The organism is Marinobacterium nitratireducens (genome assembly GCF_014645375.1).
Taxonomy (GTDB): domain Bacteria; phylum Pseudomonadota; class Gammaproteobacteria; order Pseudomonadales; family Balneatricaceae; genus Marinobacterium_A; species Marinobacterium_A nitratireducens.
This window is the reverse complement of the sequence record NZ_BMLT01000008.1, coordinates 123,163-146,183: the sequence shown is the minus strand read 5'-3', so window position 1 is coordinate 146,183 and position 23,021 is coordinate 123,163. Positions and strand designations below refer to the sequence as shown.

General features: G+C 63.1%; 21 protein-coding genes. All 21 read right to left on the bottom strand.

All coding sequences use genetic code 11. The annotated features are described in order from the left end of the window. Positions 1-91 precede the first annotated feature (91 nt). The 21 genes from IEX85_RS16140 to flgB all read right to left on the bottom strand — a co-directional run bounded on the left by IEX85_RS16140 (position 92) and on the right by flgB (position 22,915). Positions 92-757 carry a response regulator transcription factor gene (locus IEX85_RS16140; protein WP_188861643.1) on the bottom strand — a complete coding sequence of 222 codons (666 nt, stop codon included), beginning with the start codon at positions 755-757 and terminating at the stop codon, positions 92-94. A 400-nt stretch (positions 758-1,157) separates the two neighbouring features. Then, positions 1,158-3,110, bottom strand: a complete 1,953-nt coding sequence (acs, locus tag IEX85_RS16135) for an acetate--CoA ligase (RefSeq protein ID WP_188861642.1) — start codon at positions 3,108-3,110, stop codon at positions 1,158-1,160. Positions 3,111-3,330: 220 nt separating this feature from the next. Beyond that, complete coding sequence (locus IEX85_RS16130; protein WP_188861641.1) at positions 3,331-4,695, bottom strand: sigma-54-dependent transcriptional regulator; 1,365 nt, start codon at positions 4,693-4,695, stop codon at positions 3,331-3,333. Positions 4,696-4,838: 143 nt separating this feature from the next. Continuing rightward, positions 4,839-5,936, bottom strand: a complete 1,098-nt coding sequence (locus tag IEX85_RS16125) for a sensor histidine kinase (protein WP_188861640.1) — start codon at positions 5,934-5,936, stop codon at positions 4,839-4,841. Next, a complete protein-coding gene (locus IEX85_RS16120) occupies positions 5,933-7,363 on the bottom strand; it encodes a sigma-54 dependent transcriptional regulator (protein ID WP_188861639.1) in 1,431 nt (476 codons plus the stop codon). The genes IEX85_RS16125 and IEX85_RS16120 overlap by 4 nt, the downstream gene beginning before the upstream one ends. 166 nt (positions 7,364-7,529) lie before the next feature. Further along, the gene (locus IEX85_RS16115; protein ID WP_188861638.1) at positions 7,530-8,360 is read right to left on the bottom strand and encodes a flagellin N-terminal helical domain-containing protein; all 831 of its coding nucleotides are present in this window, start codon (positions 8,358-8,360) and stop codon (positions 7,530-7,532) included. A gap of 303 nt (positions 8,361-8,663) precedes the next feature. Beyond that, complete coding sequence (gene fliS / locus IEX85_RS16110) at positions 8,664-9,047, bottom strand: flagellar export chaperone FliS (protein ID WP_188861637.1); 384 nt, start codon at positions 9,045-9,047, stop codon at positions 8,664-8,666. A gap of 10 nt (positions 9,048-9,057) precedes the next feature. Continuing rightward, a complete protein-coding gene (fliD, locus tag IEX85_RS16105) occupies positions 9,058-10,467 on the bottom strand; it encodes a flagellar filament capping protein FliD (RefSeq protein ID WP_188861636.1) in 1,410 nt (469 codons plus the stop codon). A 43-nt stretch (positions 10,468-10,510) separates the two neighbouring features. Beyond that, positions 10,511-10,909: a flagellar protein FlaG gene (locus tag IEX85_RS16100; RefSeq protein WP_188861635.1), complete on the bottom strand. Its 399-nt coding sequence runs from the start codon at positions 10,907-10,909 to the stop codon at positions 10,511-10,513. A gap of 107 nt (positions 10,910-11,016) precedes the next feature. Beyond that, a complete protein-coding gene (fliT, locus tag IEX85_RS16095; protein WP_188861634.1) occupies positions 11,017-11,334 on the bottom strand; it encodes a flagellar protein FliT in 318 nt (105 codons plus the stop codon). Further along, a complete protein-coding gene (gene flgL / locus IEX85_RS16090; protein ID WP_188861633.1) occupies positions 11,321-12,217 on the bottom strand; it encodes a flagellar hook-associated protein FlgL in 897 nt (298 codons plus the stop codon). The genes fliT and flgL overlap by 14 nt, the downstream gene beginning before the upstream one ends. A gap of 15 nt (positions 12,218-12,232) precedes the next feature. Then, positions 12,233-14,161, bottom strand: a complete 1,929-nt coding sequence (gene flgK / locus IEX85_RS16085) for a flagellar hook-associated protein FlgK (protein ID WP_188861632.1) — start codon at positions 14,159-14,161, stop codon at positions 12,233-12,235. Positions 14,162-14,309: 148 nt separating this feature from the next. Continuing rightward, entirely contained in the window at positions 14,310-15,344 is a 1,035-nt protein-coding gene (gene flgJ, locus IEX85_RS16080; RefSeq protein WP_188861631.1) for a flagellar assembly peptidoglycan hydrolase FlgJ, read from the bottom strand. After that, positions 15,344-16,411: a flagellar basal body P-ring protein FlgI gene (locus tag IEX85_RS16075; RefSeq protein ID WP_188861630.1), complete on the bottom strand. Its 1,068-nt coding sequence runs from the start codon at positions 16,409-16,411 to the stop codon at positions 15,344-15,346. Before IEX85_RS16075 ends, flgJ begins: the two co-directional genes overlap by 1 nt. Before the next feature lie 211 nt (positions 16,412-16,622). Beyond that, positions 16,623-17,297 (bottom strand): flagellar basal body L-ring protein FlgH, encoded by a 675-nt coding sequence (gene flgH, locus IEX85_RS16070; RefSeq protein ID WP_188861629.1) that lies wholly within the window; start codon positions 17,295-17,297, stop codon positions 16,623-16,625. A gap of 18 nt (positions 17,298-17,315) precedes the next feature. Further along, complete coding sequence (flgG, locus tag IEX85_RS16065) at positions 17,316-18,101, bottom strand: flagellar basal-body rod protein FlgG (protein ID WP_188861628.1); 786 nt, start codon at positions 18,099-18,101, stop codon at positions 17,316-17,318. Between the two features lie 72 nt (positions 18,102-18,173). Beyond that, positions 18,174-18,917 carry a flagellar basal-body rod protein FlgF gene (gene flgF / locus IEX85_RS16060; RefSeq protein WP_188861627.1) on the bottom strand — a complete coding sequence of 248 codons (744 nt, stop codon included), beginning with the start codon at positions 18,915-18,917 and terminating at the stop codon, positions 18,174-18,176. 538 nt (positions 18,918-19,455) lie between these two features. Next, complete coding sequence (locus tag IEX85_RS16055; protein WP_188861626.1) at positions 19,456-21,378, bottom strand: flagellar hook-basal body complex protein; 1,923 nt, start codon at positions 21,376-21,378, stop codon at positions 19,456-19,458. An 11-nt stretch (positions 21,379-21,389) separates the two neighbouring features. Further along, the gene (locus IEX85_RS16050) at positions 21,390-22,064 is read right to left on the bottom strand and encodes a flagellar hook assembly protein FlgD (RefSeq protein WP_188861625.1); all 675 of its coding nucleotides are present in this window, start codon (positions 22,062-22,064) and stop codon (positions 21,390-21,392) included. Positions 22,065-22,079: 15 nt separating this feature from the next. Continuing rightward, entirely contained in the window at positions 22,080-22,511 is a 432-nt protein-coding gene (gene flgC, locus IEX85_RS16045) for a flagellar basal body rod protein FlgC (RefSeq protein WP_188861624.1), read from the bottom strand. Between the two features lie 2 nt (positions 22,512-22,513). Further along, a complete protein-coding gene (gene flgB / locus IEX85_RS16040) occupies positions 22,514-22,915 on the bottom strand; it encodes a flagellar basal body rod protein FlgB (protein WP_188861623.1) in 402 nt (133 codons plus the stop codon). Positions 22,916-23,021 lie beyond the last annotated feature (106 nt).

Below are 23,021 nucleotides of genomic sequence, written 5' to 3'. Positions count from 1 at the left end.
GGAAAACCTTCGAATTAATGGGATGCATCGCTCCACCCACCCTCCGGTTCGTGCGTCCGATCGGGTCACGCGTACCCCGCCACCCGACACTTCATCCCAGTTCGGTTTTCGGCGGCTCGACACCGAGGCGTTGCGCGGCGATCACCGCCTGGGTGCGGCTGTGCACGCCGAGTTTGCGCAAAATGGCGGTGACGTGCGCCTTGATGGTGGCCTCGGAAACATTGAGCTCATAGGCGATCTGCTTGTTCAGCAACCCTTCGGTCAGCATGTTCAGCACCCGGAATTGCTGCGGCGTCAGCGACACCAGCGCCTCGGCGAACTCCTGGTCCTCGGCGGAAACCTCCTCGAGGCTCTCGGCGATTTCCTGCGGCAGCCACTCCTCGCCCTGCAGCACCGCGGTAATGGCTTCGGAGATCACTTCAAGCGGCGCCGACTTGGGGATAAAGCCGGAGGCGCCATATTCGATGGCGCGTTTCATCACCTGTACTTCCTCGCTGCCGGACACAACAACCACCGGCATACCGGGATTCTGGCCGCGCAGGAACACCAGGCCTGAAAAGCCATTGGCACCTGGCATATGGATATCCAGCAGCACCAGATCGGCGTCATCGTGCCGCTCGACCGCTTCCTGCACCGCTTCGAGGGTATCCGCCTCGACGGTCTCAACGCCCGGCACGGCCTGAGTGACAGCCTGCTTCAGCGCCGCGCGAAACAACGGATGGTCGTCGGCGATGATGATCTTTTGTGCTAACTGCATACTGTCTCTCCCCTTTTGGTGCCCAGCCAGGCTTTTATTATAGGAATCCCTGCGAGTTGTCCGCATCCGGCGGACCGCCCTCCGCCACGACGCTGTATCGTGGCGATGCCCTGACTTTAAATACAAAAAGCCTCCACGACCAGAGGCCGGGAGGCTTTTTGTACAGGGATGTACTTATCCCGCGAGAACAGGGACGTTCAGAAGCGGGGTTTGTACAGGGATGTGACGGGTTACTGGTTACGGGTTACCGGTGACGCGTTACGGGTTACGCGACGGCGCAGTTCGCTTCGCTCCGTGCGCCCTACCGGCGCGCGATAACCGTAGGGCACCTTGAGCCTAAGCGAAACGTGCCAAGCCGTTACCCGTCACTCGTCACTTGTCACTCGTCACTCGTCACTCGTCACTTCCGATTCAGGCGGTTCTCGATCAGATCGTCGACCACGGACGGATCGGCCAGGGTCGAGGTATCGCCGAGGCTGCCGTAATCGTCTTCGGCGATCTTGCGCAGAATCCGGCGCATGATCTTGCCGGAGCGGGTCTTCGGCATGCCCGGTGCGAACTGGATCAGATCCGGCGAGGCGATCGGACCGATGTCGTTGCGCACCCAGTTGCGCAATTCCTTGAGCAGCTCCTCGGACTGATCAAAACCTGCCTGCAGCGTCACGTAGACGTAGATGCCCTGGCCCTTGATGTTGTGCGGATAGCCGACCACCGCGGCTTCGGCAACCGCCGGGTGCGCCACCAGCGACGATTCGATCTCGGCGGTGCCCATGCGGTGGCCGGAAACGTTGAGCACGTCGTCGACGCGGCCGGTGATCCAGTAGAAGCCGTCTTCGTCGCGGCGGGCGCCGTCGCCGGTGGTGTACATGCCCTTGAAGGTGGAGAAGTAGGTCTGCACGAAGCGCTCGTGGTCGCCCCAGATCGAACGGCTCTGGCCCGGCCAGGAGTCCTTGATCACCAGATTGCCGTCGACGGCGCCCTCGAGCTCGTTGCCCTCGTTGTCCACCAGCGCCGGCTGCACGCCGAAGAACGGCCGGGTGGCCGACCCCGGCTTGGCGTCGGTGGCGCCGGGCAGCGGCACGATCATGATGCCGCCGGTTTCGGTCTGCCACCAGGTATCGACGATCGGACAGCGACCCTGGCCGACGACGCGGTGGTACCACTCCCAGGCTTCCGGGTTGATCGGCTCGCCCACCGAGCCCAGCAGCTTCAGGCTCGACAGATCGGAGTCGCCGAGCACATCCTCACCCTGCTGCATCAGCGCGCGGATGGCGGTTGGCGCGGTGTAGAACTGGTTGACCTTGTGCTTCTCGATGACGCGGCCGAAGCGGCTGTTGTCCGGATAGCTCGGCACGCCCTCGAACATCAGGGTGGTGGCGCCGTTGGCCAGCGGGCCGTAGACGATGTAGCTGTGGCCTGTAACCCAGCCGACGTCCGCGGTGCACCAGTAGATATCGCCTTCGTGATAGTCGAAGACGTACTCATGGGTCATGGAGGCATAGACCATATAGCCGCCGGTGGTGTGCTTGAGCCCCTTCGGCTTGCCGGTGGAGCCGGAGGTATAGAGGATGAACAGCGGTGCTTCGGCATCCATTTCCTCGGCCGGACACTCGACCGACGCCTTCTCGGTGATCTCGTGGTACCAGACGTCGCGGTGGTCATGCCAGGCCAGGTCATCGCCGGTACGTTTGACCACAACAACCTTCTCGACGAACTTGGCCGCCGCCGGATCGGTCAGCGCCTTGTCGACGTTGGTCTTGAGCGGCACCACCTTGCCGCCGCGCAGGGAGTAGTCGGAGGTAATGACCAGCTTGGATTCGGCGCCCTCGATACGGTTGGCCAGCGCCTCCGGCGAGAAGCCGCCGAACACGATCGAGTGAACCGCCCCCAGTCGCGCGCAGGCCAGCATCGCCACCGCGGCTTCCGGAATCATCGGCAGATACAGGGTCACCACATCGCCCTTCTCGACGCCCTGGGCCTTCAGCGCATTGGCGAAGCGACAGACGCGCTCATAGAGGTCGCGGTAGGTGATGTTTTCCGATTCGCTGGGATCGTCGCCTTCCCAGATGATGGCAACCTGATCGCCACGGGTTTCCAGATGACGGTCGAGGCAGTTGTAGGAGGCGTTGAGTGTGCCGTCCTCGAACCAGCGGATGTCGACGTTGTGCGGATCGAAGGAGGTATTCTTGACTCTGGTGTAGGGGGTGAACCAGTCGATGCGTTTGCCATGCTCGCCCCAGAAAGCGTCGGGATCGTTGACAGACTGTTCGTACATCGCCAGATACTTGGCGTTGTCGATGTGCGCCTTGGCGGCGAATTCCGGATTGACCGGGTGAACCTTCACTTCACTCATCTCGGGTGCCCTTAGCTTGCTTGTTGTAATTGTTGACCGCCGGCCAAGCACTCGACCAGCGGCATGATTGCCTAGTGTTATACCGAACCCACCGGGCTGCTTTGTATTAGACGTTCGTCGCCCGACGCCTGCGACCTTGGTGCTGATTGACAAGGATAGACACCGGTGACGGGTTGCGCGTGACAGGTTGCGCGTCGCCTCTCGGGCGTAACATCGGACATCAAACCTCGAATCCACACTCGCGCATCTTCGCCAGCTTGTAGCGTAGCGTTCGCGGGCTGACCCCCAGCTTCTCCGCCGCCTCCTTGCGGCTGCCGCCGAACTGCTTCAGGGCGTCGGCAATGAGCTGAAACTCGTGATGGCGCATATCTGAGCCGAGCTGGCCCGGCGGCTCGTTCGACACAACCGGCTCCGGCGCCGGCGCGGACGATGCCGCGGCGAACTGGCTCAGGCTGATGGCGCCGGGCGCCAGGTGCAGGTCCTCCCTGCCGATCCGCACGCCGGGTTGCAGAATCAGAGCCCGCTGAATGACGTTGTCGAGCTCGCGCACGTTGCCGGGCCATGCATGCTCGCGCAGGCACAGCCGGGCGTCACCATCCAGCTGCGCCGGCGGCCGGTGCATCTTGGCGCAGTGCTTGGCCAGCAGCCGTTCCGCCAGCGGCACGATATCGGCCGGGCGCTCGCGCAGCGGCAGCCATTGCAGCGGAAAAACGTTGAGCCGGTAGTAGAGATCCTCGCGAAACTTGCCGTCGGCGACGTAGGCCTCCAGGCACCGGTTGCTGGTCGCCAGCACCCGGACGTCCAGGCTGATGGTCCTACGCCCGCCGATACGCTCCACCTCCTGCTCCTGCAGCACCCGCAGCAGCTTGGCCTGGAGTCCAAGATCCATTTCGCTGATTTCGTCGAGCAGCAGGGTGCCGCCGTCGGCCTGCTCGAACTTGCCCGGATTGCTGGCATAGGCCCCGGTAAAGGCGCCCTTTTCGTAACCGAACAACGTCGCTTCGAGCATATTCTCGGGGATGGCCGCGCAGTTGATGGCAACGAAGGGTTTGTCGGCGCGTGCGGAGTGCTGGTGGATGTACTGCGCCAGTACCTCCTTGCCGGTACCGGACTCGCCGGTAATCAGCACCGTCGAATCGGTCGCGGCGACCCGGCGCGCCAGCTGCAGCAACTGGCGACTGGCGCCCTCCTCCGCAACCGGCGACTGCTGAGCCCCGGCACGCACGCCGCTGGCAAAGCGACGAACGGTCTCGACCAGCTGTTCCGGCTCGAAGGGCTTCATCAGATAGTCGACGGCGCCGGCACGGATCGCCTCGACCGCCTTCTGCACCTGCCCGAAGGCGGTGATCAGCACCACCGGCAGGCAGGGGTGAGTCTGCTGCAGCTTCGCCAGCAGACCATGGCCGTCGAGACCCGGCATATTGACATCGCTGACGACGATATCGACGGTATTGCCCCTGAGGACCTCGAGCGCCTGCAGACCATCCGACGCCTCAAGATACCCCATGCCGGCGAGCTCCAGTGTATCCGCCAGCGCCTCGCGCAACTCGCGGTCATCCTCGACGATCAGTACCTTGATGCTCATCTATTTCCCGGTGTCCCTGTAAATGGTTGCAACACTTCGCCCTATCGGTGCGGTGCGCTTCGCTTACCGGCACCCTACAATTCTTTCCGGCAACGTAGGGTGCCGGTGAGTGCAACGAACCGCACCGACTCACGCCTCACGCCTCACGCCTCACGCAAAAACGGTAACAATATCGCCGCGCGCGTTCCAACTCCCTGCGCGGATTCCAGTTCGAAACGGCCGTGGTGCGCCCGGGCCACGACCTGGGCCACCGCAAGACCGAGTCCCGTGCCGTGAGACCTCGTGGTATAGAACGGCTGCAACGCCTGCTCGCGGGTATCCGCATCCATCCCCGGGCCCTGGTCGGCCACCTCGAGACGCAGATGCTCATCCTCGATGCGCGCCGTCAGCTGCAGCTCGGCACCGCTGCCGCAGGCCTGCAGCGCATTGTCGACCAGGTTCTGCAGCGCCCCCAGCAGCGTTTCGCGATTGCACTGCAGGCGAACGCCTGGCGCGTCGTTGCGACAGTCGCAGTCGGCGTCCTGCTGTGACAGCGGCGCATCGAGCATGTCTTCGATGGCGCGAAACAGCTCTTCCGTCGTGACACTATCGTCGAGACGGGTCTCGCCGCGGGCGAAGACCAGCATATCGCGCACCTGCTGCTCGAGGTTGGTCAGACGCGCTTTCACCTTGCCGGCAAAGCGAATTCGCTGCTCGGCGGTCAGCTCGGCGCGACCGAGATGGCCGGCATAGAGCAGCGCCGCCGACAGCGGCGTGCGGATCTGGTGCGCCAGCGACGCCACCATACGCCCCATTTCCGACAGCCGCTGGTAATGGGCCAGGCGCGACTGCAACAGGCGGGTATCGGTCTGGTTGGTCAATAACACCAGTTGCCCCGGTTCGTTTTCCATCGCCCGGGTGGCAAGGCTGACGCGACGACCGTCCCGCAGCGACACCTCGTGGCCGTCGTCGCTGCGCGGCGAAAAACTGCGCCCGATAATATCGATCCAGGGCTCGCCCTGCAGCGGCTCGCCGAGAAGATCGGCGGCGGCCGGATTGCACTGACGCACACGGCCGTCACCACCGATGAGGATGACGCCGGCGGGCAGCAGGTCGAGCAGCTTGCGCATCCGCTCCACCAGCCGGGCGGCGTGCTCGCGCTCCTGACGGTGAGCCTCGCGTTCGCGCTCGAGCTCGCCGCGTGCCTCGGTCAGCTGCGCCTCCAGCTCGGCGATCCGGGCCTGTGCTTGCACCGGCGTCATTTTCTGCTGATCCCGTACTTGCGCATTTTCTCGACTAAGGTCGTGCGACGCACCTGCAGCCTGTCCGCCGCCCGCGCCACGACGCCGTCACAGCCCTGCAGCGCCTGTTCGATCAGGGCCTGCTCCAGGGTCTCCAGATGGGCTTTCAGATCGATGCCCGCTTCCGGCAGCGCCGGCTCAGCCGGGGCGCCGGCGTCCGGCAATTGATCGCCGGTGGTCGCTGTTGCCGCCGGCGCCTTGCGGTAACGGCCAGGATTCGGCTCTTCGACATGGCGAAACTTGGCCGGCAGTTCCGACACCCCGATCACGCCGTCCGGGTAGAGGATCGCCAGCCGCTCCAGCAGGTTCGCCAGCTCCCGCACGTTACCGGGCCAGGGGTGCCGCTGCAGGGATTCCAGCGCCGCCGGATGAAAGTGCAGCTGACCCAGTCCCTGTCGGCGCAGGCGGCGGCACAGCTCGTCGATCAGCTGGGGGATATCCTCGTTGCGCTCGCGCAACGCGGGCAGCTCGATGGGAAAGACATTGAGTCGGTAGTAGAGGTCTTCGCGAAAGTCGCCACCTTCGATCATTCGCTCCAGGTTCTTGTGGGTCGCGGCCAGAATGCGCACGTCCGCATCCAGGGTTTTGCTGCCACCGACCCGTTCGAAGCGGCGCTCCTGCAACACACGCAGCAGCTTGACCTGCATCGGCAACGGCATGTCACCGATTTCGTCGAGGAAAAGCGTGCCGCCCTGCGCCAGCTCGAAACGCCCGGCACGGCTGGAGATGGCGCCGGTAAAAGCCCCCTTCTCGTGGCCGAACAGCTCGCTCTCGAGCAGGTCAGCCGGGATGGCGCCGCAGTTCACCGGCACAAAGGGGCCGTCTCGGCGCGACGAATGCTCGTGCAGACAGCGCGCCACCACTTCCTTGCCGGTACCGGACTCGCCCGTGATCAGCACGCTGACGTCACGCTCGGCAACCTGCGCCATCATCCGGCGCACGCCCTGCAGCGAAAGGCTGGCGCCGACCAGGTCGGGAAACAGGTGCATCAGGCAGCTCTGCTCGCTGCCGGACTGCTGGCGATACACCTGGGCCAGATGCAGCAGATCGACGAGGGTGGCGTAATCGGGATCCGGCGACAGCACACCGATAAGCATGCTTTTCAGCTCGGACGGCAAGGAGGCCTGTTCGCTCCAGTCATTCGCCAGAATCACCGGCATGGCGGCATCCTGCGCCCGCAGCTCCGTCAGCAGCTTTTCCAGCGACAGGGGCAGGCGGCATTCGCCAAGCAGGATCAGCGAGGCGTCGACGGCGTCATCGCCCCGCTGCAGCCAGGAGACGAAATCGGTCGCAACCGCCCGCAACCCGACAAACGTCAGCAACCCGGCCAGCCGCTCGCGCCGCTCCCGGTCGTCCTCTATCAGCTGAATCTGCAAACCTGGCCGCATTGTCCCTTGCCCGTCCCGGGTGCCGGCAGTCAAATTAATGACACTCGAGCAGCATTAATAAGGCATAGGGCGTCAATTTTCAAGCGCAAGCGTTGCCTTGAAGGCTCCGTAAAAACACAAACGGCACGCCTGAGCGTGCCGTTTGAGTTGCAGACTTATGCCTGAATTAGCGCAGCAGGCTCAGAACCGCCTGCGGTGCCTGGTTGGCCTGGGCCAGCATTGCGATACCGGACTGCTGCAGCACCTGCGCCTTGGTCAGGGCCGCGGTTTCCATCGCGAAGTCGGCATCCATGATACGGCTACGGGCCGCTGCCTGATTTTCCGAGGCGTTGCGCAGGTTCTGAATGGTGGTTTCGAAACGGTTCTGGGCGGCACCCAGGGTCGCACGTTCGGTGGTGATGGTATCGATTGCCGTATCGATATTGTCCATTGCGGCCTGCGAGGTGGCGACATCGGTAATGGCGCCACCAGTGACTGCGGTAATACTAGCAGCGGCCGACAGGTCGGTTGTGGTTACGGTGATCTGATTGTCGCCCGCGTTATTGGCACCAACCTGAAAAATCTGGGCACCTGCGTCCCCTGCCAGAACTTTCAGACCGTTGAACTCCGTAGAGGTCAGAATCCGGCCCACTTCTGCACCCAGGTCCTGAAACTCGGCATCCAGGTTGGCACGGTCACTGGCACTGTTGGTGGCGTTGGCGGACTGCACTGCGAGCTCACGCATGCGTTGCAGCGTATCGGAAACCTGCTGCAGAGCGCCTTCAGCGGTCTGTGCCAGAGAAACACCATCGCTGGCATTGCGGATCGCGACGTTCATGCCGCGAACCTGGGCATTCATTCGCTCGGCAATGGCCAGACCCGCCGAGTCGTCCTTGGCGCTGTTGACGCGCAGGCCGGACGACAGACGCTCCATTGCGGTCGCCATGCCGGTTTCGGTTTTGGCCAGGTGACGCTGTGCGGACAGGGAAAAAGTATTGGTTGCTACGACGTTTGCCATTTCATGTTCTCCTAAACGGTAGGGCACTGATCAGTGCCCCACTGCACCATCAATCCCGTGTACCCCTTTTAACGGCTAGTTCCCCCCATGCTTGAGCCTTTTTTTGGCGATTTCAAAAACAATTTTTAAACCGCGGGGAAAGGGAGCGACCGATGCCTTTTCGCGTGCCCCCAAGCAATTGAGGCTGGCCAAGAAAAAGCCCCGGCAGCATTCGCTACAGGGGCTTTTTCAATCTCTTCGCAAACACGCCAGTGGTTGAAACCTCCCGACTACCCGAGGCCGCAACATGGGCCCGCGCGCGGTTCAGTCCGCTGACGGTGCGACCTGGTCCCAGCCGCTTTTCAGTTCCAGCAGTATGGCGGTCACCTGATCGAGTTTGGCCACGCTCTTTTCGGACTGAGCCAGCACCAGCGTGTCCTGCGCATGCTGATACAGACGTTCCAGATTCTCCGCCAGCTCGCCACCGTTTTCCTTGTCCAAGCCTTCCTCGAGGCCGGCAATGATGGTAGCGGCCTTCTTGATGTGCTCACCAAGCTGCGCAGGACTGCCGTTATCCATGGCGCCCTTTGCCGCCGTAACGCTCTTGAGCGCGCCTTCGAACAGCATCTGGATCAGGCGGTGAGGGCTGGCATTGTGCACAGCCGTTTCGGTGTCAATCTGCCGGTACTGGTTGATACCCTTATACATAAATTCTCTCTCAATTACCGAATGAGCTGTTGAGCGAAGCCAGCTGAGCGGCCAGGTAGCTGCCGGTGGAATTGAGCTGCCCCACCAGTGTATCCATCGCATTGTATTGGCGGGAGAGCCTGAGCGTCATGGACTCCTCTCGACGGTCAAGGCGCTCCTCGGCGTCACTGATACCGTCCAGGCGCCTGTTCAGGCCATCGGTGCGGTTTTCGAGGAGTCCCTTGAACTCGGTATAACTGTCAATCAGAGTATCCAGCCGGGCGGCCATACCGTCGCTGCTGGCGAACAGGTCCGATACGGCGGAAAAGCTGATATCGAGCTTTTCGTCCAGTTTCTCGCGATCCAGCGACATGGTGCCGTACTGGTCGATTTCGATACCCACCAGACTCAGCACGTTCAGATCGGGTGAGGCCGAGGTGACCGGCGACGACATCAGGGCCCGCATCTGGTTGTAGATCGAGCGTACCGTCGCATCGCCGCTCAGCGCGCTGGCGTCCTTGTTTTCCGAGGTCGATTTAACGATCGACCTTACGTTGTTGTAGGCATCGACAAAGGCCTGGACGTTCTCGGCGATCTTGTCGTTGTCGACTCCCACGTCGACTGTGATCTCGGTTCCCGGCTCGGCCTTGTTGAGATCGAGTGTGACGCCGTCGATCACGTCGCTGATCGAGTTGGTCGAACGGGTCGCCGCCAGGCCGTCGACGTAAATCAAGGCATCGACCGCTGCCTGGTGTTCGGCCATATTGCCGGTTGCCGTCGCGGCATCGTAGCTGAGCTGCGACAAACCGCTGGCATCGCTCGAGTTGCCGTCGTCATCGGTGGCGGATACCGAAATCTGATTGGCGACCCCACCGTCAATCGACGTCAGCACCAGCCGCGCCTCGGTACCACCGCTGCCATCGTCGACATTGACGATGGTGGCGGACACGCTGTCATTGTCGGCGGCCTTGTTGATCGCATCGCGAATATCGGCGAGCGACGACTTGCCGGCCTCGATATCCACGGTAAAGCTGTTGTCACCGGCACTGATCGACAGCGAGCCGGTGCCCACGGCGTCCGAACTGCTGCTGAAACTGCCGGCGGCGGTGATCAGCTTGTGCTGCTCGGCGAGCCGTTCGACCTGAACGCTGTAGCGCCCCGGCACCGCTGAGCCCGAAGCCGATACCGACAGCAGGTCCTCATTGCCGACGCTGACCGAGCGGGCCTGGAATTTGTCCGGGCTCTTAAGGTCCTCCAGAACCTTCTGAAACCCTTCAAGCGCGCTCTTGAGCTTGCCCATGGCCGAAAGCTGACTGTTGATCGCGGACTTGCGATCGCTCAGCAACTGGCGTTGCGGCTGGATCTCGGCCTGGACGATGGCGTTGACGATCGCCTGGGTGTCGAGACTGGAGCCGATGCCGGAAAAGGTGATGTTCGCCATTGATTGGATTTCTCGCTATGCGTCGCTGCAGGGCCGACGTCGTTCAGGCCTGATCATGGATCAGCAGGCCGCTTCTGTCCGCGGCATACTGGCCGGAAATTTCGCTCAGCCGCTGCATCAGTGCCAGCACTTCCTCGGAGGGTATCTGCCGAATGACCTCTTCGTTTTCGCGATTGACGACCTTGACCACCGTCTGGCCCAGGTTGTCGTCGACCGATATGTCGAGATTGCTGCTGATCAGCTTCACGACTTCGTTGAGATGCTGTGCCGCTTCCTGTACCACCGCGGCCTGCTGCTGCAGATCTGCGGCCTCGGCGGCCTGCTCGACCGGGCGGTGCGTCAGCCCGCCCTCCTGTGCCGGACGCACAGGGCGCTCATCGCTGCCCTGCAGGACAGCACCCGGTATCAGTTTCCCGGACGATGCTGCTGGATCAATGGCCATGGTTTATCCCTCATCTCGAAACGCCACAGGGCAAAACTGCCATACCCCCAGGGCGCGTTCATGCAGATGCCCTTGGTAGCGGCCGGCCGCAACAGAACTTTAGCGCCTTAGCCGTCAATTCGGTTGTAGACACCGACAGCGCTGTTGCCGCGTCTGAGCTTGGCAAGCCGCTGCCCCAGCGTGTCCCTGACAGCCGTGGCCGCCTGGCGCAGCTCGGTATCCAGAGCGACCAGTTCCTGGAGCTTTTTCAGTGCGCTCCGATCTCCCTTCAGCGACTCCCAGGCAATCGTTGCCATCAACTCGCGCCTCTCGCTTTCCGTCCCGATCATTGTCTCGAGATCACCGGCCTTGAGCCGTTCCATTGCCTGCTCCGTCAGCCGATACAGCCGCTCCAGATCCTCGAGCGCCCGATTAGCCGATGACATTGAACAGGCTCAGCTGCTGGATCTTGCCGAAACTCGAATAGGCGGCCTGCAGCGCGTTCTGCTGCAGCAGCAGCTGGCTGGTCGCTTCGTAGTAGTCGGTATCTTCGAATTTCGACAGCGTCTGCTGGGTATAGAGCTTCAAGTCGGCCAGAGCGTTGCCCTGGTCCTCGAGCACCCTCAGCCGCGAACCGATCCGGGCGCGCTGAATCACCACTTCCTCGAAGTGGTTCTCGATCGATGCCTGAGCCTCGCTGAGCGTGGGGCTTGCGGGCACGCCGGTCAGATGGTCGCGCAGATCCTGAACGGCGTTGAGCACGTTGGCCTCGCCGCTGCCGAAGATGGCCGCTCCGGAGTCGGTCGCGGCGATCGTGGTGTTCTCGCCGATTTCGAGAAACCGCTGGCCGGAATCGCCCTGGAATTCGTAGCGGCCGGCCGCGTTCCGGGCATAGCTCGGCGTCCCGCCCCTGTAGCCGGAAAACAGATACTCGCCCTGCGCATCCTGCGTATTCACCAGCCCCGTGAGCTGCCCCAGCAACTGGTCGAGCTCCTCGGCCATAATGGACCGGTCGTTGTCGGACAGACTGCCGTTGCCGGCCTGCACCGCGATGTCCTTGCCCCGCAGCAGACTGTCGCTGACCTGCGCCAGCGTACTCTCCTCGAGGTTCAGGCGACGCTCGGAAACGTCGATATTGCGGCTGAACTGCTCGGTGCGGGCGATGACGCGGTCGAACTTGTGAATCTGGGTCATCGCCAGCGGGTCGTCCGAGGGCTGCTGCACCTTCTTGCCGGAGGCCAGCTGCTGCTGCACTTTGAACAGCTCGGCATTGCCGCGGCTGACGGTATCGAGGTTCTGCAGGAAGAACTGCTGTGTCGAAAGTCTCATCGTTCTCGGGCCCCGTTAAACCGCCTGCAGCAGCGAATCGAAGATCCGCTGCGAGGCCGAAATCAATTGTGTCGCGGCCTGGTAGGCCTGCTGAAACTGGATCAGCTTCACCGCTTCCTCGTCCAGGTTGACGCCACTGACCGCATCCCGGCGCGCCACCGAACTCTGCAACACCGACTCAGCCGCCGAGCGGTCCATCTGCGCCACCCGGGTATCGGTGCCGACGCGTTCGATCAGCCGGGTATAGGTTTCCTGGTAGTTGCCATCGAGGGATGTCGCGCTTTTCATCAGCTGCGACATCAGCAGCGCGTTGCGGTTATCGGACACACCGCCTTCGTTGTACGCCAGCGTGAAGCTGTCGCCGTCCGCGGGCATGCCGGTCAACTCGAGCTGGTAGCCGTCGATCTGTATCGGCTCGGGCGCGGCGCTGTCGAAACTGCCACCGGGCGCACCGTTGATCAGGTAGTCGAAGGTGGTCGGACCGGTCTGGTTGAACGCGACCGTAACCGGAAAGTCCGCCGGCGCCGGGAACTCGAGAGAGTCGGTTACGCTTACCGACGCCTTGGCCGTACCGGTATTGCCGCTGTCGCCACTCACGGTCACCGGGGAGGCCAGCGCCAGCTGACGCCCGTTGTGGATATTGAGCTGCAGCTCCTCGGCACCGTTACGGGACGGCCGGATCAGAAAGCGATCGCCCGCCGCGAAAGGAATATTGCCCTCGCTGTTCAGGCTCAGCGTAAAGCCGTCCAGCGTCACGCTGATATCGCCGGTGGCGGGATCGGACCCCGGATCGAGCGCCGGCCGAAGCAGCACACCGTCACTGCCGCGGCGGATCACGAAATCGTTCTGGCCCTGGAAGATCAGTTCGTAGGACTCGGCCTTGAGCTGCCCGACGTCGGTGATTTCCACCCGCGGAGAGTCCTGCAGCGGCGTATAGTTTCCCACCGCCGCCTGTACCCGCGACTGCTGCGCCTGCAGACTGTTGATGTCCTTGAACAGCAGTCCGCCCTGGTTGCCGTCCAGGTCCATGCCCAGCTTGTGCTGCTCGTTCATGGTTTCCGAAAGCACCAGCGCGAGCCGGCCGAGCTCGTCCAGCGACTTGCCGAGGGACTCGTCGCGGTACTGCAGCAGTCCGCCCAGCTCGCCGCCACTGATCTGCGCGGTCAGTTCGGTGTTGCGCCCGGCCACGACCAGTCCGACATCGAAGCTGGAAGGGTCCGGATCGCCCGGATAGGCTTGCATCGGATTGGCGGTCATACCCACCACCAGCGGCTGGCCGTTGCCGACGAATACGCTGAGCTCTCCGTTGGACTGGTCGGTGACCTGAACGTCCACCAGGCTCGACAGCTGGCGGATCGCCTCTTCGCGCTGGTCCAGCAGCTCGAACGCGGACTGCCCGGCACTGGTCGCAATGCGGATACGATCGTTGAGATCCGCCACCTGACTGCCAAGGCTGTTGACCTCCTGCGTCAGCTCGCGAATGCGGGTGTTGACGGTTTCGTTCTGAGTCGCGATGCGGCCGTGCAGATCCTGGAAACGGCGCACCATGGCATCGGCTTCGGCCAGGAACAGCTCACGATTGGTCACCGAGGCCGGATCGTCCGCCGCGGTCTGCAGCGCGGCAAAGTAGCTGTCCAGGCCTTCGGACAGGCTGGTGCTGTCGCTTGCCAGCAGGTCATCGAGTTCGTTGGACAGGGCCTCGTAGGCCTCGGCCGCGCCGAAGCGGGAGCTGTCCGCCCAGACACGGTCGTTCAGGTAGCGGTCGGTGATCCGCCGGATGTGATCCAGCTCGACGCCACCGCCTTCCCGGCTTTCGGGATAGCTCACCTGGCGGCTGTAGCCGGGGGTGTTGACGTTGCTGATGTTGTTGCCGGTCACCGAGAGGCCGGTCTGGCTGACCCGTACGGCCTGCACGCCGAGGGACAGCAGATCAAAGCTGGACATCTGTAACTCCTGTGGGGCGCACCCCTTCGTTCATCCGCCTTTTAGCGGCGGGACGACCTGAATCTTGAGCATTTTCCGACCACACTTCAGCGTTCAGTGACAAGACTTCACTCAAACTGAGTATCAAGATTACGCGTGACACGTCACTTTAGGTTCCATCCTTCAACGCTCCCGACAACTGCTCACCCGCGAAAATCTGCTCGATCTTGCGCGCATAAGCCGGGTCCGTGGCGTAACCGGCGGCCTGCAGCTCCTGCAGATAGGCCCCGGGATCGGCGGCCCGCTCCAGCGCCTGACTGTAGCGCGGGTTCTGCTTGAGAAACCTCACATAGTCCTCGAAGCTGTCGGCGTAGGAGCCGTAGGAACGGAAAGCGGCGGGCTCGCGCACCGCCAGGCCATCGCGGTACTCCAGCGTGGTCACGCCGACCCGCTCGCCCTGCCAGCGGCTGTCGGCCTTGATATTGAACAGGTTGCGACTGCTGTTGCCGGCGCCATCGCCGACGATATGCCGGCCCCAGCCCGTCTCGAGCGCCGCCTGCGCCAGCAGCACCTTGGGATCGACGCCGATCTGCGGCGCCAGGCGCTCGGCGTGGGGCAGCAGTTCGGCGACGAAGTGCGCCGGCGACTCGAAGCGCTCCGGTTCCACGCGGGCACCGGCATCCGCTGTCGGCGCGCTGACATGGGGCGGCAGCTCCGCCGCCTGTCCGGCATCGGCTGGCTCCGCCGGTTTTGCCATCGCCGCCTGTCCGATCCGCGACCGGGAACCGAGTCCGGCGCCGCCGTCGAAGGCCCGGCGCAGCATGCGGTCCGACTCGCCGAGGGGCTTCAGATCGCGTCTGTCCTCAGGTTTACCGGCGATATCGAGCTGCTGGCCGAGCTGCTTCACCAGCACCTCGGCCAGCCCCATACCCTTGCCCTGCGCCAACTCCAGCGTCATCTGCTGATCCAGCATGCCCTGGTAGAACTGCACATTGCTGCTGTTGAAGGGGCTGTCCTCGGCGAAGCCGGCGTTGGCCTCGCGCATGCTCTTGAGCATCATGCTCATGAACATCTGCTCGAACTGCTTCGCCACCTGTTTCAGCGCTTCGGGGCTGTCGTCCTTCGAAGTGCGCTTGATCTCGCTGAGCTGGTTGAGATCGGTATAGAGCGCGGCTTTGGCGCCGGGCAGACGGTTGTTTTCCATCAGATCACCACCAGCTCGGCGCGCAAGGCGCCTGCCTGCTTCAGGGCCTCGAGTATCGCCATCAGGTCGCCGGGCGCAGCGCCGACCTGGTTCACCGCCTCGACGATATCCTGCAGCGTCGCCCCGGGCGCGAACTCGAACATATGGCCCGAGCCTTCATCGACCTCCACTCCGCTGCGCGGCGTCACCACCGTTTCGCCGCGACCAAGCGGCTCGGGCTGATCGACATCGAACGACTCGGTGATCGAAACCGTCATGCCGCCGTGGGTGATCGCCACCGGCGAAATACGCACGTTCTGACCGATCACAATGGTGCCGGTACGGGAGTTGATGATGACCTTGGCGACTTCCTCGGCCGGTTCGATCTGCAGATTCTCCAGTACCGAGAGGTAAGAGACGCGTTGCGACGGGTCACGCGGCGCCCGCACCTGTATCGAGGCGCCGTCGAGCGCCGTGGCCACGCCCGGGCCCAGCAGACCGTTGATCTGTTCGGCCACCCGCCGCGCGGTGGTGAAATCGGCGTGATGCAGGTTCAGCACCAGGCTGTCGCCCCGGGCAAAGGCGCTCGGCGCTGCGCGCTCGACAGTAGCGCCGTTGGGGATGCGGCCGACGCTGGGCACGTTGACGGTGATACGCGAACCGTCACGCCCCTCGGCGCCGAGCCCCGACACCACCAGGTTGCCCTGGGCGATGGCGTAGACGTTGCCGTCGGCGCCCTTGAGTGGCGCCATCAACAGACTGCCGCCGCGCAGGCTCTTGGCGTCGCCGAGCGCCGAGACGGTGATGTCGATGGTCTGGCCGGGCTTGGCGAACGCCGGCAGCTCGGCATGAATCGCCACCGCCGCGATGTTCTTCGACGAAGGGTTCTCGTTGGCGGGAATGGCGACGCCAAAGTTGTTGAGCATGTTGCGAAACGTCTGCGAGGTGAAGCTGGTCTTGTCACCGGTACCGTCAAGCCCGACCACCAGGCCGTAGCCCACCAGCTGGTTGGGCCGCACGCCGGCCACCGAGGCCAGGTCCTTGAGGCGGTCCGCCTGGGCAAAGCCGGCGAAACCGATCAGAAACATTACCAGGATGTAGGATGGGTGAGCGACGCTTTTACACCGAAAACTGGAGTGGCAAGTCAGTTCGGGCGTCGCGGAACCCATCAAACCATGGCTACCAACCGGTGATGGGTTACACCGCCCGACCCACCGCGCTATACGCCAGCCGCTTACCAATGGCGGCTTCACCCATCCTACGATCTTGCGCAAGCTGTCGAGCATCGCCTTGTACTCCTCAGAACAGCCACAGCGGGCTCAGGAAGAACTTTCCGAGCCAGCCGGTAACGTTGGAATTGTGGACAGCGCCGGTGCCGCTGTAGGAGATGCGGGCATCGGCAAGCTTGGTCGAAGCGACGGTGTTGTCCGGACCGATATCGCGCTCGCGCAGGATACCGCTGACGCGGATGTACTCGTCGCCCTGGTTCAGCGTCAGCCATTTCTCGCCCCGCACCAGCAGGGTACCGTTGGGCCGCACCTCGTGCACGGTCACGGTGATATTGCCGGACAGGCTGTTGCTCATGTCCGAGGTGCCCTCGCTGGCGAACTCGCTGTCGCTGTCGAAGGAGGCGCTGACCGGATTGCCGAAAGCGCTCAGCGCGTTGCCGAAGATGTTCGGCTGCGGCAGGTCGAAGCCGCTGCTCTTGTCGATGTCGGTCTCGGCGGACTTGGACGACTGGGTGCGCTCCGACAGCACAATGGTGAGAATATCGCCGACGCGGCTGGCACGACCGTCACCGTAGAGATTCATACTGGTCGCCGCATTGTAGATGGAGCCATTGACCGGAGCCACCGGCTGATACGCCTGCGGCGGCACCGGCGCGAAATAGGGGTTGTCCGGCTCCGGCGGTTTGGAGACGCAGCCGCCAAGCAGCAGGGCCAGCATCAGTACGGATAGGCAGCGCGGCTTCATCGTCTCACCTCGGTCTTATCAGAGTTGCTGCGTCACGAACGACAGCATTTCATCGGCCGTCGAAATCACGCGGGAGTTGAGCTCGTAGGCGCGCTGAGTGGTGATCATGTTCACCAGCTCCTCGACGGCATTGACGTTGGAACCCTCCAGTGTGCCCTGCTGCAGCAGGCCGGTACCGGCCTCGCCCGGGATCGCCAGCTGAGGGGCGCCACTGGCCGCGGTCTCGACAAAGAGGTTCTGACCGATCGCCTCGAGGCCCTGGGGATTGACGAAGTCCGCCAGTTCCAGCTGTCCCAGATCCTGCGGATTGGGATCGCCGGCCACCGTGGCCTGGACGGTACCGTCGAGACCGATACTGAGGTTCAGCACCTCGTCGGGAATGGTGATCGCCGGCTCCAGCAAAAAGCCTTCGGCGGTCACCAGCTGGCCGTCGCTGTTGATCTGGAACTGGCCGTTGCGGGTGTAGGCCAGATCGCCGTTGGGCTGCACCACCTGGAAGAAACCACGGCCGTTGATCGCCACGTCCAGCGGCTCCTCCGTGATCTGCAGGTCGCCGGTGGAAAACTGCTTGTGGGTGCCGACTACGCGCACGCCGCTGCCAAGCTGCAGACCCGACGGTAGCTGCGAGTCCTGCGCCGACTGGGCGCCGGGTTGCCGTTTGATCTGATACAGCAGGTCCTCGAACACCGCGCGATCCTTCTTGAACCCGACGGTGCTGACATTGGCGAGGTTGTTGGAAATCACCTTCAGCGACGTATCCTGGGCGCTGAGGCCGGTTTTGGCGACGAACAGGGCTCCGTTCATATCGTTTTATCTCCTTGGCCATGGATGGCCTCTATGCAGCAAATGCAGGAGCAATTTTCTGCCTTGGGGCGATCAGCTCAGCCGCAGCACGCGGGCTGCGGCGGTGGAGTTTTCTTCGGCGGTCTTCATCAGCTTCACCTGCACCTCGAACTGACGCGCCAGGCTGATGATATCGGTCAGTTCGCTGACCGCGTTGACGTTGCTGGTTTCCAGATACCCCGGACGGATGCGCACATCCAGCGCCAGCGGCTGAATCTGGTTGTCGCCGGTTCGCATCAGGCCGTCCTCGCCCTTGAACAGGGTACCGGCATCGGGGTCGACCAGTTTGAGGCGGTCCACCAGCAGCAGCTCTGCGGCATCTTCACCCAGCGGGCGGGCGCTGATGGTACCGTCGACACCGATATCGACCTTTTCCGACGGCGGAATGATGATCGGGATATCACCGGCCCCCAGCACCGGCAAACCGCTGCCCGTGACCAGCTGGTTGGCGGCATTGATCTGCAGCTCGCCGGCACGGGTATAGGCCTCGCTGCCATCCGGCGCGACCACCGCCAGCCAGCCTTCGCCGTCGATGGCGACATCCAGATCCCGCCCCGTCTGGGTCAGGGTGCCGGTGCTGGTATCGGTGGCGGGGCGTTCGGTCTGGGCATAGACACGGCTCGCCCAGCCCTCGCCGTACACCGGCATGGCGCGGGCTTGGGCGAGATCCGCCTTGAAGCCCGTGGTGGTGGCATTGGCCAGGTTGTTGGCATGGGCCTGCTGCGCCAGCATCGTCTCGCGGGCACCGCTCATCGCCACATAGAGCACTTTATCCATCGCTCGCTCCTGTGGGCGCTTGCCGAACAGGGCAAACACCGGGGAAATCCATTGCCGCTTCAGCGGCATTTACAGGTATCAAGCAAGGCATGTGCCAGGAGAGGTGACGGGTAACGGGTTACGGGTGACGGGTGACGGGTGACGGGTGACGGGTGACGGGTGACGGGTGACGGGTGACGGGTGACGGGTGACGGGAATATGGCACGCACCGGAGGGTGGGTCTAGCGATGCATTCCGATTGATTTGAAAGTTTTCCGCGAGATACGGGCATCGCGTAACCCGCAATATCGATCGCAGTACAGATCGATTGGTCTCGGTCGGCAGAGAGCCTGTTGGGTTACGCGGCTGCGCCGCTGGACCCAACCTACAACAGAGCACAGCGCGTAACCCGCAAGATCGATCGCATTCCAGATCGATTGGTTTCGGCCGGCAGAGTGTGTGTTGGGTTTCACGGCTGCGCCGCTCCACCCAACCTACGGATCGTCGGTGGGGTTATTTGACGCGTAACCCATCACGCGTCACGCGTCACTTGCAACTATCAGATCTGCAGTATCGTCTGCGTTACGGTGTTGAGCGTTTCCAGGGTCTTGGAGTTGGCCTGGAAGTTGCGCTGCGCCTCGATCAGGTTGACCAGCTCCGCCGAGAGGTCGACGTTCGACTGCTCCAGCGCGGCCGAGCGCAGCGAACCGTTGAGGCCGGTTCCGGGCGGGTTGATCACGGCATCCCCCGAGTCCAGCGTTGCGGTCCATTCGGTATCGCCGCTGGGCTGCAGGCCCGACTGGTTCTCGAAGGTCGCGATGGCGACGACACCCAGCGACTGGTTCTGGCCGTTGCTGAACGAGGCCACCATTTCGCCGTTGCCGCCGAACGAGACCCCTATCAGGTCGCCCTTGGTGTAGCCGTCCTGCGCCTGGCTCTTGACGATGGAGGCGGAGGCGAACTGGGTGGTATTGGTGATATCCAGCGATATCTGGGTATTCGGGTCGGCCGGGTCGGCGCCGGAGATGGTGATCGGCGGAACATTGGCGCCCGGCACGAAGTCCCGGCCGTTGACGCTGGTCAAAAGACCGTTGGTGGGATCGAACTCGACGATCACCGGCCCGACCTCGGTCAGCGGCGGCACATTGGAGGAGCCTGGCTCGCCCGGGTCGACCGCCTTGCCGAGATCCAGCTGCTGCTCGCCATTGAGGTAGGCGTAGGTGCGGTACACGCCCTGGAAGGAATTGTCGCCTTCGATGGTCACCGGAACGGCCGGGTCATCCAGATCCCAGAACTCATCGCCGCTGGCAAAGCTGATCGGCAGCGTGTCGACGTTGCCGGCATCCGCCTTGAAGGTAATGACGATGCCGGAGCCGTCGAACACAACGGACTCGACGTCCGGGTTCGCTTCGAGGATGCGCCCCTGGGACGCTTCGATCGCGGTGCCGACGTCGGCCTTGGTGGAACCGGCGCTCAGTACCACCGGGATACCGCCGATTTCGACCGAGGTTTCGTTCGCCAGCTCGTTGCCGTCGACGCCGGCGCTAAAGACGCTGTCGTCGAAGACATAGTTATGGACTTCGTTGGACGGGCGCTCGATTGGCGTCAGCGCCTCGGCGCTGGCACCGGTACCTAGGATCATGTCGCCCGACGCGGTCGCCTCGGCGTAGAACTCGAAGGTGGTGGTATCGGTGACCGCATCGTAAACGAAGGATTCCGGATCGATGCGTGGATCCGCCGCCACCAGGGCATTGCGCAGGTCCGGATCGCCCGCCAGCGCGCTGGCGCCCACCCCCGCGATGCCGGACAGGGTCGCGGTGTCGCCATCGAAGCTGTAAACCTCGCGCACCGGACGCTGCTCGACGAAGTTGAACTTGACCGTGTGCTCGTTACCCAGGCTGTCGAAGGTCCGCACCGTGGTGCTGTAGGTGAAGGAACCGGGGTCATCCTTGTCGTAAGGCGCGGTCAGCAGCGTCGCATCCTCGCGGGAGTCGATGTTGAACGACAGGTCGATGGATTCGGTGGCCTTGGGCGGGCTCTCCTTCTCGGTGACCGCCAGGTTGCCGACCGGCAGCAGGTTGCCGTCTGCGTCCAGGCCGTAGCCCTGCAGATAGCTGCCGTTCTTCGAGACGATATTGCCATCCTTGTCGAGCTCGAAGGCGCCGGCACGGGTGTAGGTCACGCCGCCCTGACCATCGTCGAGCTGAAAGAAGCCGGCGCCGTTGATCGCCAGGTCCAGGTTGTTGTTGGTGAACTCGATGGTGCCGGCGCTGAAATCCTGGGCGATATCCGAAACGGTGACGCCGGAACCGGCGATATTGCTGGAGCCTGCGCCGACCACGGCGGTGGCGTAGATGTCGGCGAACTCGGTGCGAGAGGCCTTGAAACCGACGGTACTGGAGTTCGCGATATTGTTACCGGTGACATCCAGATCGGTCGAGGCCGCTTTCAGCCCGGTAATCGCCGTATTGAAACCTGCCATGCTGTTCTCTCTCAGCCAAGTTGCTTGATGTTATCGACGGAGGTCGAGCCGACGTCGGTGTTGACCTGCATGCCGATTCCGTTCTGCCCGAGGGTGACGCTGTTGATGCGGTGCCCGATATAGACGGGCAGCGTTTCGAGATTGTCGCCGACCTGAGCCTGGGCCACGACCTTGTACTGGCCGGCCGGTGCCTCGTCGTTGCCGCGCCAGACGAAGCTGTGATCGCCGGCGACCTGAGCGCCCAGCTGCTGGCGATCCACCAGCACGCCGTTGCGGTCGTATACCGACAGCCACACGTCCGAGGCGGCATTCTCGAGGCTTACCAGCCCGTCCACCTGGCCGTCTTCCGGCAGGTTGGCAAGATCGGTCTGCACGAAAGCCTTCTGACCGACCATCGACGAGGCCTGCAGCGCGGCCTGGCTGCTCAGCAGCGACTCGCCCATGGACTCGACCGCCGTGGTGAGGTTGGCGATGCTCTCGACGTTGCTCATGGTGGCGATCTGCTGCATGAAGTCGGTGGTGTCGGCAGGGCTGGTCGGGTCCTGGTTCTGCAGCTGCGCAATCATCAGCTTCATGAACATTTCGCTGTCGGACTCGGCCTTGCTCTTCGAGGAGCCATTGGCCTGGTTGGCCTGGTTTATCTGGTCGAAGACATTGCTGCCGTTGACGTTGTTGACGTTACTCACGGAGGCTTACCTCCCCTACTGGCCGAGCGACAGGGTACGCTGCAGCATCTGCTTGGCAGTGTCCATGATGTCGGCATTGATCTGGAAAGAACGCGAGGCCGAGATCATGTCGGCCATTTCCTCGACGACGTTGACGTTGGGATAGTAGATATAGCCGTTTTCGTCCGCCATCGGATGGCCGGGGCTGTACTCCTGACGCAACGGCGCCCCGCTCTCGACAACCGCCCCCACCCGGACGCCCTGCCCCGCCTCGCTCTCGCCCGCCGGCCACAGGCTCTGCTGTTCGAGCGGCTGCACCTCGAACACGGCATGACGGGCCCGGTAGGTCTCGCCATAACTGGAGCTGACACTTTCGGCGTTGGCCAGGTTACTTGCCGTGGTATTGAGCCGCACGGTCTGGGCGTTCATGGCGGAACCGGCGATATTGAAGACATTGGACAGCGACATGCTTACTCACCCTTCAGCGCTTTGCTGAGACCGTTGAACTTGCGATTGAGAAAGTCGAACGAGGCCTGGTAGTCGAGCGCATTTTCGGTATAGCGCGCCATCTCCTGCTGAATTTCGACGGTGTTGCCGTCGACGCTTGGCTGCGTCGGCGTGCGGAACAGCAGGTCTGCGGCAAGCGACGGATCGACCAGGGGCTGCTGGTGACCGGCACTCGTGGTCTGCAACGGCAGAGCCGGCCCGGCAGACTGCTCACCCTTGAGGATGGCGGCAAAATCGATATCGCGGGCCTTGAACCCCGGTGTATCGGCGTTGGCGATATTGTTCGCCAGCACCTCGGCGCGCCGGGCGCGCAGCAGGGTCGCTTCCGCGTGGATACCGAGCGCATTGTCGAAACTGATGGACATCCGCTTGCCTCTCGTTAGCTCTCGACACTAAAGAAGCAATGGATATGCCAATAGCCGAAAAACCCGTCGTTCCGGGCTTTTCGATCTGACACCCTATACCTTTGCG